The 16,941-nt window shown below is 62.4% G+C and carries 17 protein-coding genes; 3 read left to right on the forward strand and 14 right to left on the reverse strand.

All coding sequences use genetic code 11. From position 1 onward, the window contains the following. Window positions 1-551 precede the first annotated feature (551 nt). Window positions 552-1,037: a flavin reductase family protein gene (locus ACVWVP_RS27285; RefSeq protein WP_178919632.1), complete on the reverse strand. Its 486-nt coding sequence runs from the start codon at window positions 1,035-1,037 to the stop codon at window positions 552-554. Window positions 1,038-1,356: 319 nt separating this feature from the next. On the opposite strand from ACVWVP_RS27285, the gene ACVWVP_RS27290 reads away from it, so the two are divergent. Next, window positions 1,357-2,763 carry a purine-cytosine permease family protein gene (locus tag ACVWVP_RS27290; protein WP_178919633.1) on the forward strand — a complete coding sequence of 469 codons (1,407 nt, stop codon included), beginning with the start codon at window positions 1,357-1,359 and terminating at the stop codon, window positions 2,761-2,763. Window positions 2,764-2,953: 190 nt separating this feature from the next. On the opposite strand, the gene ACVWVP_RS27295 is transcribed toward ACVWVP_RS27290, so the two are convergent. The 5 genes from ACVWVP_RS27295 to ribBA all read right to left on the reverse strand — a co-directional run bounded on the left by ACVWVP_RS27295 (window position 2,954) and on the right by ribBA (window position 8,157). Next, window positions 2,954-4,108 carry an ABC transporter ATP-binding protein gene (locus tag ACVWVP_RS27295; RefSeq protein WP_457409084.1) on the reverse strand — a complete coding sequence of 385 codons (1,155 nt, stop codon included), beginning with the start codon at window positions 4,106-4,108 and terminating at the stop codon, window positions 2,954-2,956. A gap of 17 nt (window positions 4,109-4,125) precedes the next feature. Continuing rightward, window positions 4,126-4,935, reverse strand: a complete 810-nt coding sequence (locus ACVWVP_RS27300; RefSeq protein ID WP_178919635.1) for an ABC transporter permease — start codon at window positions 4,933-4,935, stop codon at window positions 4,126-4,128. Between the two features lie 6 nt (window positions 4,936-4,941). Next, a complete protein-coding gene (locus ACVWVP_RS27305) occupies window positions 4,942-5,859 on the reverse strand; it encodes an ABC transporter permease (RefSeq protein ID WP_178919782.1) in 918 nt (305 codons plus the stop codon). Continuing rightward, complete coding sequence (locus tag ACVWVP_RS27310; RefSeq protein WP_178919636.1) at window positions 5,856-6,881, reverse strand: ABC transporter substrate-binding protein; 1,026 nt, start codon at window positions 6,879-6,881, stop codon at window positions 5,856-5,858. Before ACVWVP_RS27310 ends, ACVWVP_RS27305 begins: the two co-directional genes overlap by 4 nt. A 166-nt stretch (window positions 6,882-7,047) precedes the next feature. Then, entirely contained in the window at window positions 7,048-8,157 is a 1,110-nt protein-coding gene (gene ribBA, locus ACVWVP_RS27315) for a bifunctional 3,4-dihydroxy-2-butanone-4-phosphate synthase/GTP cyclohydrolase II (protein ID WP_457409086.1), read from the reverse strand. Between the two features lie 70 nt (window positions 8,158-8,227). Between ribBA and ACVWVP_RS27320 the strand changes: the two genes are divergently transcribed. Further along, window positions 8,228-8,521 carry a DUF1330 domain-containing protein gene (locus ACVWVP_RS27320; protein ID WP_457409088.1) on the forward strand — a complete coding sequence of 98 codons (294 nt, stop codon included), beginning with the start codon at window positions 8,228-8,230 and terminating at the stop codon, window positions 8,519-8,521. Window positions 8,522-8,661: 140 nt separating this feature from the next. Here ACVWVP_RS27320 and ACVWVP_RS27325 read toward each other — a convergent pair whose 3' ends face one another. The 8 genes from ACVWVP_RS27325 to ACVWVP_RS27360 all read right to left on the reverse strand — a co-directional run bounded on the left by ACVWVP_RS27325 (window position 8,662) and on the right by ACVWVP_RS27360 (window position 15,401). After that, on the reverse strand, window positions 8,662-9,225 hold the full coding sequence (locus ACVWVP_RS27325; protein WP_457409090.1) for an NUDIX hydrolase: 564 nt from the start codon (window positions 9,223-9,225) through the stop codon (window positions 8,662-8,664). A 2-nt stretch (window positions 9,226-9,227) separates the two neighbouring features. Beyond that, window positions 9,228-9,980 carry a GntR family transcriptional regulator gene (locus ACVWVP_RS27330; protein ID WP_457409092.1) on the reverse strand — a complete coding sequence of 251 codons (753 nt, stop codon included), beginning with the start codon at window positions 9,978-9,980 and terminating at the stop codon, window positions 9,228-9,230. A 114-nt stretch (window positions 9,981-10,094) separates the two neighbouring features. Continuing rightward, window positions 10,095-10,580: a flavin reductase family protein gene (locus tag ACVWVP_RS27335; protein ID WP_178919641.1), complete on the reverse strand. Its 486-nt coding sequence runs from the start codon at window positions 10,578-10,580 to the stop codon at window positions 10,095-10,097. Window positions 10,581-10,592: 12 nt separating this feature from the next. After that, window positions 10,593-12,074 carry an aldehyde dehydrogenase gene (locus tag ACVWVP_RS27340; RefSeq protein ID WP_457409095.1) on the reverse strand — a complete coding sequence of 494 codons (1,482 nt, stop codon included), beginning with the start codon at window positions 12,072-12,074 and terminating at the stop codon, window positions 10,593-10,595. Next, on the reverse strand, window positions 12,071-12,904 hold the full coding sequence (locus ACVWVP_RS27345) for an alpha/beta fold hydrolase (RefSeq protein ID WP_457409097.1): 834 nt from the start codon (window positions 12,902-12,904) through the stop codon (window positions 12,071-12,073). Before ACVWVP_RS27345 ends, ACVWVP_RS27340 begins: the two co-directional genes overlap by 4 nt. 45 nt (window positions 12,905-12,949) lie before the next feature. Next, on the reverse strand, window positions 12,950-13,540 hold the full coding sequence (locus ACVWVP_RS27350; RefSeq protein ID WP_178919644.1) for an amino acid synthesis family protein: 591 nt from the start codon (window positions 13,538-13,540) through the stop codon (window positions 12,950-12,952). 130 nt (window positions 13,541-13,670) lie between these two features. Then, on the reverse strand, window positions 13,671-14,561 hold the full coding sequence (locus ACVWVP_RS27355; RefSeq protein WP_457409101.1) for a proline iminopeptidase-family hydrolase: 891 nt from the start codon (window positions 14,559-14,561) through the stop codon (window positions 13,671-13,673). Window positions 14,562-14,642: 81 nt separating this feature from the next. Continuing rightward, window positions 14,643-15,401, reverse strand: coding sequence for a helix-turn-helix transcriptional regulator (locus tag ACVWVP_RS27360; protein ID WP_457409103.1), 759 nt, complete (start codon window positions 15,399-15,401; stop codon window positions 14,643-14,645). A gap of 138 nt (window positions 15,402-15,539) precedes the next feature. On the opposite strand from ACVWVP_RS27360, the gene ACVWVP_RS27365 reads away from it, so the two are divergent. Continuing rightward, window positions 15,540-16,910 carry an APC family permease gene (locus tag ACVWVP_RS27365; protein ID WP_178919647.1) on the forward strand — a complete coding sequence of 457 codons (1,371 nt, stop codon included), beginning with the start codon at window positions 15,540-15,542 and terminating at the stop codon, window positions 16,908-16,910. The last annotated feature ends 31 nt before the right edge of the window (window positions 16,911-16,941 follow it).

The following is a 16,941-nucleotide window of genomic DNA, read 5'->3' on the forward strand; positions in this document are numbered from 1 at the left end:
CTGTGCCGCCGCTATCGCAGGCAAGCCAGCTCCCACAGGGGATCTTCATCGTTGCACAAATCCCTGTGGGAGCTGTCGAGCTTTAGCGAGGCTGCGAAGGCGGTGGGCCAGGCGACATCTCTATTAGCTGTGCCGCCGCTATCGCAGGCAAGCCAGCTCCCACAGGGGATCTTCGTCGTTGCACAAATCCCTGTGGGAGCTGTCGAGCTTTAGCGAGGCTGTGAAGGCGGCGGGTCAGGTGACATCTCTATTGGCTGTGCCGCCGCTATCGCAGGCAAGCCAGCTCCCACAGTGGATCTTCGTCGTTGCACAAATCCCTGTGGGAGCTGTCGAGCTTTAGCGAGGCTGCGAAGGCGGTGGGCCAGGTGACATCTCTATTGGCTGTGCCGCCGCTATCTCAGGCAAGCCAGCTCCCACAGGGGATCTTCGTCGTTGCACAAATCCCTGTGGGAGCTGTCGAGCTTTAGCGAGGCTGCGAAGGCGGTGGGCCAGGCGACATCTCTATTGGCTGTGCCGCCGCTATCGCAGGCACTGCGGTGTATCAGAAATAATCAGGCAACGAGGGGCAGCGCGCCCATCTTGCCCTGGCAATACACCAACGGCCCGGCGTTCTGCTGGGGCACGATCAGGTTCTTCACCGAACCCACCATGATCGCGTGGTCGCCGCCTTCATATTCGCGCCACAACTCGCATTCGATCACCGCCGTGGCGTTCGCCAGGATCGGGTTGCCCAATTCACTCAACGTCCATTCGATGCCTTGCGCCTTGTCCTTGCCCTTGCGCGCAAACGCGTAGGCTTCGTTCTGTTGCCCGCCGGACAGCACATGGATGGCAAAGCGCTTGTTCTTGATCAACACCGGATAGGAATCAGAGCTGTAGTTGGGGCAGAACAACACCAGGGCCGGGTCCATCGATAATGAGCTGAATGCACTGGCGGTCAGCCCGACGACTTGCCCGTCGTCATCCAGGGTGGTGATCACGGTGACTCCGGACGGAAACGAACCCATCACTTGTTTATAGAGGGCGGCATCGATCATGGGAACCTCGGAGGGTAGGGTGGTTTTTATGAGTTTGTATGTCTGATGGTATACCGTAATACATATGATGCAAGCGCTTTTTCAAACGCCCGACGGGTGTCGGCCATTGGTCTTATAACCAATAAATACGGGGGTTTCAGCGAGAAGTGGGCGTGGGGCCTGTGGCACAATTGCAGAGCAGATGCGTGCAAAGACTACGGATCAGTCTTGTGAAAATGTTGGAATACCATAATATGGTGTTCATCTGAGGGGCGGCCATAGAGCGCCCCCGGTTTGGCGTCAAACAACTATAAGATCAGACCAACGCGAGTTCATTTCCATGCCCCAGATGTCACGGCAAGACCCCCTGATCGAGAATCACACGGTCGATTACGTTCCCCTCGCTGAGCGCCATGGAAAGGCCCGCGACCTGTTCACCTTATGGTTCAGCACCAACATTGCCCCGCTGCCGATTGTCACCGGTGCCATGGTGGCCCAGGTGTTCCATCTCAACCTGATGTGGGGGCTGCTAGCGATTGCCCTCGGGCATATGCTCGGCGGCGTCGTGATTGCCCTCGCGTCAGCCCAGGGGCCGCGCATGGGCATCCCCCAGATGGTGCAGAGCCGGGGGCAGTTCGGGCGTTACGGCGCGCTGCTGATCGTGTTCTTCGCGGCACTGATCTACATCGGCTTCTTCATTTCCAATATCGTGCTGGCTGGCAAGTCCATCGTTGGCATCGTGCCGTCGGTGCCGGTCCCGGCGAGCATCCTGATCGGCGCCCTCAGCGCCACCGCCATCGGCGTGATCGGTTACCGCTTTATCCATTCCCTCAACCGCATTGGCACTTGGGTGATGGGCGGCGCATTGCTCGCCGGCTTCATCGCTATCTTCGCCCATGACTTGCCGGCGGATTTCGCCACCCGGGGCGGCTTCAATGCAGCCGGCTGGCTGGCCACCGTGTCGCTGGGCGTGATCTGGCAGATCAGCTTTTCGCCCTACACCAGCGATTACTCGCGTTACCTGCCGGCCGATATCGGCATTACCCGGCCGTTTATCGCGACCTACCTGGGCGCGACGCTCGGCACCTTCCTGTCCTTCGCCTTTGGCTTGGTTGCGGCATTGGCCACGCCTGAAGGCACCGAAGCCATGGTCGCGGTCAAGCAAGCCACCGGCGTGCTCGGGCCGATCCTGATGGTGCTGTTCCTGCTCAATATCATCAGCCACAACGCGCTGAATCTGTACGGCGCAGTCTTGTCGATCATCACCTCGATCCAGACCTTCGCCAGCCACTGGACCCCCAGCATCAAGGTGCGTGTGGTGCTGTCGGGCGTGGTCCTCATGGGGTGCTGTGTGGTTGCGCTGGGCGCATCGGCGGACTTTATCTCGCAGTTCATCGGTTTGATTCTGGCGCTGTTGCTGGTGCTGGTGCCATGGGCGTCGATCAACCTGATCGACTTCTACATCATCAAGCGCGGGGCCTACGACATTGCCTCGATCTTCCGTGCCGATGGCGGGGTTTACGGACGCTTCAACCTGCACGCGATCGTGGCGTACTTCATCGGCATCATCGTGCAGCTGCCGTTTGCCAATACGTCGCTGTATGTGGGGCCGTGGGCCAACCTGGTGGAAGGCGCGGACCTGTCGTGGCTGGTGGGGTTGGTGGTGACGTGTCCGTTGTATTACTGCCTGGCAACGCGTCAACATACCCAGAAGGTCAGGGCCGCGCGGTTGGGCTACACCGACTGATCCTGTGCTGAACGTTGTCGGTCTGATTGACCGTGACTCAAAGATGGGAGCGGCGGTGCGACGATTCGACTTGATCGCTTCCACCTGTTTAACCGAGATCGCATCTGGATCGAGGGTGTGATTGACGCACGCAATACCTGGGCGAAAAAAAGGCCGCCACAACCCGACGTTGTGGCGGCCCAAGGGTGACTCAGTGAGCGCCGGCGGCCTTGTTCAGGTCGCTTTCGGCCCATTCGGTGTACACACATGCATCCGCCGTGGCCCAGCGCACCCGCACCGGGTCGCCGGCCTTGAGCGGCATGCCGGCGGCGGACAGCGCCTTGACCGTCATGGACGTGCCGCCCTGGGTTCTTACACTGCAGGTCTGGCTTTCGCCGAGGAACAACACTTCGCCGACGATGGCGGACACCTCGTTCCAGCCGGCGGCCAAGGGTTCAAGGTTAGCCTGCTCCACGCTCAGCGCCAGGGCTTTTTCCGGGCGCACCATCAGCAACACATCCTGTTCGGTACGCAGCCCGGTCGTCAGCCGTATCGACAACGCCTGGCCTTCGAACGAGGCCACGGCATTGCCCTGGGCCTTGAGCTTGAGAAAGTTGGAGTTGCCCAGGAACGAGGCCACAAACGCATTCGGCGGGTTCTGGTACAGGTCAAACCCGCTGCCCAACCCCACAATCTTGCCGTGGCTGAAAATCGCGATGCGCTGAGACAGGCGCATGGCTTCTTCCTGGTCGTGGGTCACGTAGACAATGGTGATGCCCAGGCGCCGATGCAGTTGGCGCAGTTCATCCTGCAAGTCTTCACGCAGCTTCTTGTCGAGGGCGCCGAGGGGTTCGTCCATCAGCAAAATGCGTGGTTCGTACACCAGCGCCCGGGCGATGGCCACGCGTTGCTGCTGGCCGCCGGAGAGTTGCGAAGGGCGGCGATGGGCGAACGGTTCCAGCTGCACCAGCTTGAGCATGGCGTCGACGCGCTTTTCACGCTCGGCACTGGCCAGTTTGCGGATCGTCAGGGGGAAGGCGATGTTGTCGCGCACCGATAAATGCGGGAACAGCGAGTAGCGCTGGAACACCATGCCAATGTCGCGTTTGTGCGGCGGTACGTTGACCAGGGATTGACCCTTTACCAGGATCTCACCGCTGCTCGGTGTTTCAAAGCCGGCCAGCATCGACAGGGTGGTGCTTTTGCCCGAGCCGCTGGAGCCGAGGAAGGTAAGGAATTCACCGTCCCTGATGTCCAGCGAGATGTTGTCCACGGCGGCAAATTCGCCGTAGTGCTTGTTCAGGTTGCGCAGGCTGACCAGGGGTTGGCCAGGGTTCTGTGCGGGGTCTTTGATCACTGCACTCATGTCTTGATCCTCGGCGCTCATGCGCGGGTTTCGGAGCGTCGGCGAGCGACGGCGGCAATCACCATGACCAGTACCGACAGGCCGATCAGCAGCGTCGAAGCCACTGCGATCACTGGCGTCAGGTCCTGGCGCAGGGTGGTCCACATTTTCACGGGAAGGGTTTGCAGGGTAGGGCTGGCCATCATCACGCTGAGCACCACTTCATCCCACGAGACGAGGAAGGCAAACAGCGCACCGGCCACCATGCCGGGGCGGATCGCCGGAAACGTCACCTTGAACACGGCCTGCAGGCGCGATGCGCCGCAGATCACCGCGGCATCCTCAATCGACTGGTCGAACAGCTTCAGCGAATTGATGATGGAGATGATGGTGAATGGCAGCGCGACAATCACATGGCTGACCACAAAGGCGAACATCGTGCCGGTGTAGCCGAGCTTGAGGAACAGTGCATATACCGCCACCGCGATGATCACCAGCGGCACGATCATCGGCAGGGTGAACAAGCCGTAAAGCAGTTCGCGGCCGGGGAAGCGCCCGCGCACCAGGGCGAATGCCGTTGGCAAGCCCAGCGCCACGGCGAACACGGTGGTCAACACCGCCACCTTGAGGCTGGCCATGGCCGCGTTCATCCAGTCGGCATTGGAGAAGAACTGGCCGTACCATTTCAGGGTCCAGCCCGGCGGCGGGAACACCAGCCATTGGGAGGAACCGAATGACAGCAGCACGATGAACACGATCGGCAACAGCAGGAACAGGCCAATAATGCCGGTGGTGGTGTAGAGGCCCAAGCGCATCCTGCGACTCATGGCATTGGGGGTCAGGAGCATGACGACTTACCTCGTGTTGCTGGCGCCAACCGGGGATTCCGGCTGGAGCTTCAGGTAGAAGTAGAACAACACCAGCGTGATAAAGATCAGCAACGCGGCACCGGCACTGGCCAGGCCCCAATTGAGGAACGATTGCACCTGCTGGATGATGAACTCAGGCAGCATCATGTTCTGCGCTCCGCCCAGCAGCGCCGGGGTGACGTAGTAACCGAGGGACATCACAAACACCATCAAGCCACCGGAGAACAACCCCGGCCGGCAAAGCGGCAGGAACACCCGGAAGAAGTTGGTCCATGGGCTTGCGCCGCAAATGGAGCCGGCCTGCAGGATCATCGGGTCGATGGCCTGCATGGTCGCCTGCAAGGGCAGCACGATAAACGGGATCATGATGTAGCTCATGCCGATCACCACGCCGGTGAGGTTGTGGACCATCTCCAGCGGCTGATCGATGATGCCCATGGCCATCAGCGCCTTGTTGATCACCCCCGACGCTTGCAGCAGCACGAGCCAGGAGTAGGTGCGGGCCAGCAGGCTGGTCCACATCGACAACAGCACAATATTCAACACCCAGCGGCCCCAGCCCCGTGGCACCAGGGTGATCGCCCAGGCCAGTGGAAAGCCGAGCAACAGGCTGAACAGGGTCACCAGCCCCGCCACCGAAAAGGTGTTGAGCAGCACCCGCGCGTACGCCGAGTTGGCGAACAGCTCCGCGTAGTTGCCCAGCCCCGGCACCGGCTCCAGCACGCCGCGCAACAGCAGGCCGATCAGGGGGGCTAGGAAGAACAACCCCAGAAACAGCAGGGCAGGGATCAGGTTGCTCGACCCCTTCCAGCGCTGAGCCAGGGACGGCGATGCGCCGCCGCCTGAAACCGCGCCGCGGGCACCGAGGGTACTGCCGCTCGGTGTGGTTGCCGCCATTTTCATTTGACTAGCCATTCATTCCACCGTGTCGCAATGGCCGGACCGTTCTTGGCCCAGTAGGCGAAATCGAGGGTGATCTGGTCCTTGGCGTACGCCGTCGGCAGGTTCGGTGCCAGGACTGAATCCAGGCGCTGCACGCTGTCGATGTTCACCGGTGCATAAGCGGTCAGGTTGGAGAAGTCGGCCTGGCCCTTGGCGCTACTGGCGTTGGCCAGGAACTTCATCGCTGCGGCTTTGTTCTTGCTGCCTTTGGGCACGACGAGGATGTCGGCCATCACCAGGTTCTGTTTCCAGCTCACGCCTACCGGTGCGCCGTCTTCCTGCAGGGCGTGGATTCGGCCGTTCCAGAACTGGCCCATGCTGACTTCGCCGGAGGCCAGCAGTTGCTGTGACTGCGCACCGCCGCCCCACCAGACGATGTCTTTCTTGATGGTGTCGAGCTTCTTGAAGGCGCGGTCCAGGTCCAGGGGGTAGAGCTTGTCGGCGGGGACGCCGTCGGCCAGCAGCGCCAGTTCGAGCACGCCAGGGCTTGGCCATTTGTAGAGGGCGCGTTTACCGGGGTAGGTCTTGGTGTCGAAGAGCGCAGTCCAGTCTTGTGGCTTGCCGGCGCCGAGCTTGCCTTCGTTATAGCCGAGCACGAAGGAGAAAAAGAACGAGCCGACGCCATGATCGGAGACAAACCGTGGGTCGATCTTGTCACGCTGGATCACCGAGAAATCGAGGGGCTCAAGCAGGCCTTCGGCAGCGGCGCGCAGGGCGAAGTCGGCTTCTACATCGACCACATCCCACTGCACGTTGCCGCTTTCGACCATGGCTTTGAGTTTGCCGTAGTCGGTAGGGCCGTCTTGCACCACGGTGATGCCGCTGGCTTTGCTGAAAGGGTCGGCCCACGCCTGTTTCTGCGCTTCCTGGGTGCTGCCGCCCCAGCTGACAAAGTTCACGCTTTCGGCTGCCAAGGCCGCCTGGGTGGCGGTTGCCAGCAAGCCTGCGAACAGGATTGCGCCGAGCTGTTTGTTCAACACCATTTTTACGCCCTCATTGTTGTGTTTATGAGCGGGGCTTTTGAGTGCCCGCCTATCGGGAGCAGTCGGTGTGGATGACGTTTCGAGCGTCATTCAACCTATGGAATATCATATTATGGTATTCCAACATTTGCGCAAGCATTTTGCCATGCCGGCCATCTGGCCAGGTTCATTCAGTGAACGGGATGCTCTCCACCACTTCCAGGTCGTAGCCGGTCAAACCGGCATATTTGAGGGGAGGGCCGAGGTGACGCAGTTGACCGACACCGAGGTCTTGCAGGATTTGCGCACCGGTGCCCACTTCCGAATAAATCCGCGACTGCGAACGGCTGAACTGGCGGGGTGTCTGGGTCAACTGCGGAACCCGCTCCAGCAGGGCTTGGGAGGATTCGTGGTTGGCGAGGACCACCACCACACCGCTGCCTTCTGCTGCGACGCGTTGCAGCGCGGCCCACAGCGTCCAGTTCGACGGGCCGCTGTATTCGGCGCCCACCAGGTCGCGCAGCGGGTCGATCACATGCACGCGGACCAACGCAGGCACATCCCGGCGCAATTGGCCCATGACCATGGCCATGTGCACGCCGCCGTCAATGCGGTCTTCAAAGGTGATCAGGCGGAAGGTGCCATGCACCGTCGGCAGGTCACGCTCGCCGATTCGCACCACGGTGCGCTCGGTGCTGAGGCGATAGTGGATCAGGTCGGCGATGGTGCCGATCTTGATCCCGTGCTTGCGCGCGAACACCTCCAGGTCGGGGCGGCGGGCCATGGTGCCGTCGTCGTTCATCACCTCGACGATCACCGAGGCCGGTGTGTGCCCGGCGAGTCGTGCCAGGTCACAACCTGCCTCCGTATGGCCGGCGCGGGTGAGCACGCCGCCGTCCTTGGCCCGCAGCGGGAAGATATGCCCCGGTTGCACGATATCGGCTGGCCCCGCATCAAGTGCGACAGCCGCCGCGACGGTGCGCGCGCGGTCGGCGGCGCTGATGCCGGTCGTCACGCCGGTGGCGGCTTCAATGGAGACGGTAAACGCCGTGCTGAACACGCTGCCGTTGCTCGGCACCATCTGCTCGAGGCCCAGGCGCTGGCAATGTTCATCGGTGAGGGTCAGGCAGATCAAGCCACGGGCTTCGCGGGCCATGAAACTGATAGTCTCGGCGGTGCAGCACGCAGCAGGCAGCAACAGGTCGCCTTCGTTTTCGCGGTCTTCATCGTCCACCAGCAATACCATCTTGCCTTGGCGGTAGTCCTCGATGATGTCTGCGATGCTGTTGAAGCTCATAGTAGGGTGCTCGATTTGTTGGTTGTATGTATTATGGTATACCACAAAATTTGAATAAGAGGATGTCCCGATGAAGGCTTACTGGATTGCCCATGTGGATGTGGCGGATGCCGAGCAGTACACGCAGTACGCCAGCCGTGGCCCGGCGGCGTTTGCAAAGTATGGCGGGCGGTTCCTGGCCAGGGGTGGGCGCAGCATTGCGCTGGAAGGCGGGCCGGCAAGGGCGCGCAACGTGGTGATTGAATTTGATAACTACGACCAGGCGGTGGCCTGCTACGAGTCCAAGGAGTACCAGGACGCCAAGGCGCATCGGGAGGGCGTGGCGCAGGCGCAGATCATTATTGTGGAAGGGTTGGAACCGTAGATTTATCGGGTATCAATTGATCTAAATGTGGGAGCGGGCTTGCTCGCGAATGCAGTGCATCAGCCGACGAATCAGTTGACTGACATGCCGCATTCGCGAGCAAGCCCGCTCCCACATTTGGACCCGATTTTGCCTGGAGATCAGCGGATGAAATGGATTTTGCCGCTGTCGTCATTGCCGATGTAGATGCCATACACCCCGGCCTGGCGCTCCTCGATATACCGCTCCAGGATCTGCCGGATCGCCGGGTAATAGATGCTTTCCCAGGGAATGTCCTCGGGGGCGAAGAACTTGTAGTCGAGGGTTTCCGGCCCGAATTGCCCGGTGATCTCCAGCGCAATGGCGCGGAAGATGATGTACACCTCGCTGATCGTCGGCACGCTGAAGATGGAGTAGGGCGAAACGATTTCCGCCCGCACACCGCTTTCTTCCCATACCTCGCGCAATGCGGCCTGTTCGGTGGTCTCGCCGCCTTCCATGAAGCCTGCGGGCAGTGTCCACGTGCCTGGGCGGGGTGGAATCGCCCGCTGGCACAACAGGTACTTGCCGTCCTGCTCGATGATGCAGCCGGCAATGATCTTGGGATTGATGTAGTGGATATAGCCGCAGCCCCGGCACATCAGGCGCTCATGGGTATCGCCCGGTGGCAGCTGGTGACCTAAGTCACTGCCGCCGCATTTCGGGCAAAAGCTGGGGCTGAACACGGTCAGTGACCTATGCGCGGTTCTTTGAGGGCGATGGGCAGGGTGATCTCGGGGACTTTGCCGGTCTCGTCCTGTTTGCGCTTGAGGTACTCCAGGGCTACGGCAGCGGCGGCGCGCACGTGATCGACGCAGGCCTGGTGGGCGGCCAGCGGGTCGCGGCTCTTGATCGCCTCGACCATGCGTTCCATTTCCTGGTTGCTGGCGCCACGGCGGTTTTCCTGGGACACCGAGGTAGCACGCAAGTAGCTGATACGCGCCTGCAACTGGCGCAGCTGGGTGGCAGCGACGTGGTTGCCCGAACCTTCCAGCAGCACGTCGTAGAACCCCTGCACCGAGTCGATCACCTGCTGCAATTCGCCATCCTTGAGGGCTTTGCGGTTATCGTCCAGGGCTTTTTCCAGGGCCTTGATGTCCTTGGCTTTGGCGCGCAGGGTGAACAACTGCACGATCAAGCCTTCGAGTACGCAACGCAGCTCGTAGATGTCGACAGCGTCGGCCAGGGTGATGATTGCCACTTGCGGGCCCTTGGCATCGGCAAACTCCACCAGGCCTTCGGACTCCAGGTGACGCAAGGCTTCACGCACCGAGGTACGGCTGACGCCGAGGCGGTCGCACAGGTCGCGTTCCACCAGGCGGTCGCCGGGCAGCAGTTGGAAGTTCATGATCGCGCTGCGCAGTTTTTCCAGCACGATTTCCCGCAGGGTGACCGGGTTGTGATTGACCTTGAAGCTGTCGTCGAGTGGCAGGCGTTTCATGGGGTCTGCTCTGTATGTAACGGTTAACTGGGGGCCGGTCGAGGGCCTAAATTGCCGGCGAGTTTATCACGCGATGTCCTTTAAGCGACAAACCCTCACCACCCCCGGCAGGCCTCAGGCCAGGGCTGGCAAAGGGCCCAGCTTGCCTTTGTGGTAGACCATCGGCGTGACCGGCTGCGCAGGCAGGATCAGGTTCTTCACTGCACCGACGATGATCGCGTGGTCGCCGCCGTCGTATTCACGCCACAGCTCGCACTCGATGATCGCCGTGGCCTTGGCCAGCAGCGGGTTGCCCAATTCGCTCAGGTGCCACTCGATCCCCTTGGCTTTTTCCTTGCCCTTGCCGGCAAACGCATAGGCCTCGGCGGTCTGGTCGGCGGACAGCAGGTGGATCGCAAAGCGCTTGCTGTCGCGCAGCACCGGGTAGGTATCGGAAGCATAGTTGGGGCAGAACAGCACCAGTGCTGGGTCAATCGACAACGCACTGAAGGCGCTGGCGGTGATGCCGACGATGCCGCCGTCCGGGTCGAGGGTGGTCACCACCGTGACACCGGACGGGAACGAGCTCATCACGTCTTTGTAAATGCCGGGTTCGATCATGGCAGGGGACTCCTAGCGCATCACAAAAGGATCAGGCATGGGCGCCTGGGACAGGTTGATCCACACCGTTTTCAGCTCGGTGTAGGCCAGCACCGAATCGATGCCGCTTTCGCGTCCATAGCCACTGTTCTTGAAGCCACCGATGGGCGCCATGGCCGATACGGCGCGGTAGGTGTTAACCCAGATGATGCCTGAGCGCACGTCCCGGGCCAGGCGATGGGCGCGGCCCAGGTCGCGGGTCCAGATGCCAGCGGCGAGGCCGAACTGCGAGTCGTTGGCGATGGCCAGGGCTTCGGCTTCGTCGGTGAAGCGGATCACCGAGGCCACCGGGCCGAACACTTCTTCCTGCATGATCTTCATCGAGTTGCGGTCGCACTCGAACAGCGTCGGCTCATAGAACCAGCCTTCACCCAGGTTCTGCGGGCGCTTGCCGCCGGTACGCAGGCGCGCACCTTCGGCGATCGCATCGGCCACCAGGCCTTCGACCACGGCCAGTTGCTGCGCGGTGGCCATGGGGCCCATTTCACTGGCGTCGTCTTGCGGGTTGCCGATGCGAATGCGTTGGGCGCGCGCCACCAGGCGCTCGACGAATTCGTCGTAGATTTCGTCCTGCACCAGCAGCCGCGATCCGGACACGCAGCTCTGCCCGGACGCGGCATAGATACCGGCAATCGCGCCGTTGATGGCGCTGTCCAGGTCGGCATCGGCAAAGATGATGTTCGGCGACTTGCCACCCAGTTCCAGGGACAGCTTGGCGAAGTTCTCCGCGCTGCTGCGCACCACATGGCGAGCGGTGGCCGCGCCGCCGGTGAAGGCGATCTTGCGCACCAGCGGGTGGCGGGTGAGGGCGGCGCCCGTGCTCGGGCCGTAGCCGGTGACCACGTTGACCACACCTGGGGGAATGCCGGCTTGCAGCGCCAGGCGGGCCAGTTCGAGGATGGTCGCCGAGGCGTGCTCGGACGGCTTGATCACAATGGTATTGCCCGCTGCCAAGGCTGGCGCGAGTTTGATCGCAGTCAGGTACAGCGGACTGTTCCACGGAATGATCGCAGCGACCACGCCCATGGCTTCGTGCACGGTGTAGGCAAACAGGTCCGGCTTGTCCAGGGGCAGGGTGCCGCCTTCAAGCTTGTCGGCCAGGCCTGCGGTGTAGTGGAAAAACTCGGGCAGGTAGCTGACCTGGCCGCGGGTTTCGCGGATCAGCTTGCCGTTGTCGCGGCTTTCCAGCTGGGCCAGTTGCTCTTTGTTCTCGGCGATCAAATCACCCAGGCGGCGCAGCAGTTTGCCCCGCGCGGTGGCGGTGAGGCCGCGCCAGGCCGGACTGTCGAACGCCGCTTGGGCAGCCTGTACAGCGCGCTCCACATCGGCCTCATCGGCGTCGGGCAGTTGCGCCCAAGGTTCGGCCAGCGCCGGGTTGAGGCTGTCGAAGGTCTTGCCGGACAAGGCATCGACCCATTCACCGCCGATGCACATCTGGAAGCGTTCAAGCGTCATGCAACGATCCCCTTTATTGGGTTGTTTTGGGCGTACACCGTGTCAAGAAAGCCCAGCAGCAGCTGATTGACCAGGCGCGGCGATTCTACCGGCATCATATGCCGTTGCTCGGCCAGCACCGCAACGGTGGCACCGGGAATGCGATCAGCCAGCTGGCGCGCCATTTCCGGGGTTGAGCCCGGGTCGAGTTCGCCCGTGGCGACCAGGGTTGGCGCGCGCAGGGTCTTGAGGTCGTCGGCGCGGTACATGTCCTGGGTCGCAAACAGTTCATAAGTCGTGAGGTAGCCCTGGGGATCATTGCCCGCCAGGGTTTCGCGCAGTGCTGCGATCTGCGCCGGGTTGGCCGCCTGGTATTCGCGGCTGAACCAGCGCGACAGCGCCGCTTCGGCGTTGGCGTCCGGCCCGTGTTCGGCGGCCTGGGCGGTGCGGGCGATCACGCCGGCCCGCTGCTCGGAGCTGCGATTGAACACACTGTTAAGCACCACCAGGCCTTTGAGGCGTTCGGGGTACTGCAGGGCAAACGCCCGGGCGACCAGGCCGCCCATCGAAAAGCCGATCACCGTGGCCTGGGGCAGTTGCAGGTGGTCGAGCAGTTCCAGCAGCTGGTCGGCATAGCCCAACAGCGGCGTGCCGGCGGCCGGGCGCGGGCTGGCGCCGTGGCCGAGCATGTCATAGGTGATCACGCGGTAGTTCGTGGCCAGGCCAACGACTTGCCCGCCCCACATTTCTTTATTCAGGCCCACGCCGTGGATCAAAACCACAGGCTGGCCTTGGCCGGTCGCCAGATAACTGGTGCCAGCCGGGGTGCGTTCAGCGGTGAGCCGAATCATGGAGCGCTCCTGCATGCCTTTTCTTGTTGGGTTATCGACTGGGCCTCACTGGGCCTTTTCGGCGGCCAGTTCTTCCAGGTCGATGTAGCGGTTTCCGATGCGCGGATGCAGGCGGCCACCGTCGGCGCAACCCAGTACCACGACGATTTCGTCGGCACGCGGAGCGTCTTCGATCTGCATTTCCAGGGTGATGTAGTGCGAGCGCAGGCCTTCGTCGTCCTTGTGCATCATCGGGATCTGGATCGACGTGCCCGGGCCACCGCGCTTGTTGGTGAAGCTCAGGTAGCTCTTGGCCTTGACCGCTTCGCGGTAGTGATTGCCAAAGCGCAGGGTGTGGATGATCGCCGAGGCGTGCTCGATCTCGCCGTCGGCGCCGACCACTGCCGCTTTGCCGTAGGCCTCGATCTTCTCGGCACCGCCGATGATGCCCACCAGGCGTTCGACCATCAGTGCGCCGAGGTCGGAGCAGTTGGCGCGGATTTCCGGTTTCAGATCTTCGACGAAACCGCGGCCCAGCCACGGGTTCTTCAGCACCACGGCCAGGCCGACCATGGTCACCGGCGTATCCGAGGCTTTGCCGCCTTCGATAAAGGTCTGGTCTACGTAGCTGACGATTTTGCGGATTTCAAAACTCATGGGGTGCTCCGTCTAAGGTGAGGTCTGCGTATGATGGTATACCATAATACGAGAATCACAATAGACAAGAGCGAATTAGCATGACCGGCGGGGTCATGCGCTTGCGGCGGGTGTTGACGGGGAGCTGGGATCAGCCGTCGCGTTGTTCCAGAAACGCTGCCACACACGCCATGCACGCCTCGCGCTCTTCCACGTGGGGCATATGGCTGGACTGTTCGAAGATCTGCCAGCGCACATCGGCGATGCCGTCGGCAAACGGCTGCACGGTCGCCGGGGTGGCTTCATCGTAGCGCCCGGAAATCAGCAGCGTCGGCACCTGGATCTGCGACAGCCGATCGATGATGCTCCAGTGGCGCATGCTGCCGATCACGTGGAATTCAGTCGGACCATTCATGGCGTGGTACACGGTGGGGTCGTCGTCGATGGCCGCGTAGGTGCGCGCCACATCGTCGGGCACCGGGTCGAGGCGGCACACATGGCGTGCGTAAAACACGTCCGAGGCGGCGCGGTATTCAGCGCTGTCGGTGGTGCCGGCGTTTTCATGCTGCAGCAGGGTGGCCTGCACCTCCGCCGGCAGTGCCTGGCGCAGCTCGTGGGCGGCTTCGCACCACAGGTCCATGGACGCCGGCGAGTTGGCGATGATCAAGGCTTTAAGGCCGGCCGGTTGGCGCACCGCGTGTTCGGCCCCGAGCATGCCGCCCCAGGACTGGCCCAGCAGGGCGTAGTCGCGGATGCCCAGGTGGGCGACCAGGTTGTTCAGTTCGGCGAGAAACAGCTCCACGGTCCAGAAATCGCTGGCGGCGTCACGCAGGTGGGTCGAACGGCCATTGCCGAGTTGGTCGTAATGCACCACGGCGCGGCCGGTGCTGGCCAGGTCTTTGAAGCTGTCGACGTAATCATGGGTGCAGCCGGGGCCGCCGTGGGCGACGATCAAGGGCAGGCGCCCTGAATTCAAGTCGCCGGTGACCCGGAACCACGTCCGATGGCCACGGAAATCGGCATAACCTTCGCGAACCTGCATGTTGTGTACCTCCTTGGGGATCAATGAGGTACAGGCTAGTCAAAAGTGCGCGGCAAGGGCACTGGCAAAAATGCTAGGTTCTCAGACTTCCACCAACCGGTAATGCAGGCCGCGCACCACGGCTTCGACGCGATTGCGTGCGCCCAGTTTGCGCGCCGCGCCGATCAGGTGCAGGTTGACCGTGGCTTCGGAGCGGTGGAGCGTGGCGGCAATGCCCTTGGCCGTGAGCCCCTTGGCCGAATGCTGCAGGCACTCGCGCTCGCGGCGGGTGAGGTGGATGTGGCTGCAGCAGCGCTCGGCCGGCGCCAGCAGCTCGCTGGCCCGGGCCTGGAAGGCGTGGGCCAGTACCAGCATCTCGCCAAGGTTGTGCTGGGCTTGTCGCTCGGCATCGGCGGGCGTGCCGTCGACAATCGCGGTAAGGGTGGCGAAGCCGCCGTCGGGCAGGTGCAACGGGACGGTCAGCCCGGTGCTCAGGCCGTAGTCGCGAATATAGTGGGCCACCGGGCGGTGGGCGTCGGTGAGGGTGCCGCTCCAGGGCGCGTCGGTGCTGAAGGACCAGGCAAACGGCGTGGTGCGGCGGGCGGCGCATTGCTGCACGGGATCGATCTGGTAGTAACCGCGCTCGCACCACAGCGCGTGCATGTCGCTCGGCGCATCCAGGGTCTTGAACACCGACGGTGTGATCAGCGCGCCCTCATGGCTGACGGGTACGGGCGCGTAGTCGTAGATCAGCGTCTTGAAACCCAGTTGCTGGGTGGCGACCTGAACCTCGGCCAGGCACGCGTCCAGCGTCGTGGTGTGGGCGAGGTGTTCGCTGAATCTCATCAGGTCGGTGTGCATGGCGCCTCCGGGCGTTGGGCTGCGCAGGTTTGCAAGCAAACACTCTGCCAAGGCCAAAACCTAGTAGTTTTCAGGATAGAGCGCGGGCTTGCGTCGCCCTAGAGTGAGCTTTGTGTTCAACCCTTGCGGAGCGCCATCATGATCGACCCTTCCACCCCCGGTGACAGCGCGGACCTCGCGCGTTTCGGATATACCCAACAACTCAAGCGCCAACTGAGCCTCGGCGACCTGCTGATCTACGGCATGGTGTTCATGGTGCCGCTGGCGCCATTCTCGATCTTTGGCGGGGTGTTCGACGCCAGCCACGGCATGGTCCCGCTGACCTACCTGATCGGCTTTGTCGCGATGCTGTTCACCGCCATCAGCTACCAGCAGATGTCCCATGCGTTCCCGGTGGCAGGCTCGGTGTATGCCTATGTGGGGCGCGGGCTGAGCAGCCAGCTGGGGTTTCTGGCAGGCTGGGCGATCCTGCTCGATTACCTGTTGGTGCCGACCTTGCTGTATGTGATCGGCGCCAATGCCATGGCCAACGTGATCCCTTCGGTGCCCCAGCCGTTGTGGATCGTGTTTTTCGTGGTACTCAATACGCTGGTCAACCTGCGCGGTATCCAGACCACGGCCCGTGCCAACCGCTTGTTCCTCTATGGGCAACTGGTGGTGCTGGTGGTGTTTGTGGTGCTGGCGAGTATCGCGATCAGCAACGGTGTGAATGGCGCCAGCTGGACGATGAAGCCGTTGTACAACCCGGCCGAGTTTTCCTTGCCGCTGATCTTCAGTGCGCTGTCGGTGGCGGTGCTGTCGTTCCTGGGCTTTGATGCGATTTCCACCTTGTCGGAGGAAACCCGTGGCGGCAGCCGCGCCGTCGGGCGTGCAACCCTGTGGGCGCTGGCCTTGGTAGCGGCGCTGTTCATGGTGCAGACCTGGCTGGCGGCGCTGTTGCAGCCCAACCTGGTGCAGTACCCGGATGCCGATGCGTCGAACAACGCGTTCTACGAAATCGGCCGCCTGGTGGCCGGTCCCTGGTTGCAGGTGGTGATCGCCCTGGCCGTGGCCATCGGCGCGGCCATTGCCAACTCGTTGGTGGCCCAGGCGGCGACTTCACGGCTGTTGTTCGCCATGGCCCGCGACCGCCAGTTGCCGCAGTTTCTGAGCCAGGTGCACCCGGTCACCGGCGTGCCGCAACGCGCCACGTTGCTGGTGGCGGGCTTGAGCCTGGTGCTGGGGCTGTTCTTTGTGGGGCAGATCAACTTGCTGGCGTCCATGTGCAACTTTGGTGCGCTGACCGCATTCCTGCTGCTTCATGTGGCCGTGGCCTGGCACTACCGTGGCGCCGGTCGCCGGGTGGTGCATGGGCTGGTGCCGCTGATCGGCTTTGTGATCATCAGCTACGTGCTGGTCAATTCCGATATCTACGCCAAGGTTGGCGGGACGTGCTGGATCGCGCTGGGCATTGCCGTGCTGGCTTTCTTCAAGGCCACCGGCCGTTCCACCGAGCTGCAAGTGGGTTGAAATCATGAGCCCTTGCCGGCGGTGGCGTCCG

It is taken from the genome of Pseudomonas sp. TE24901, assembly GCF_054058375.1.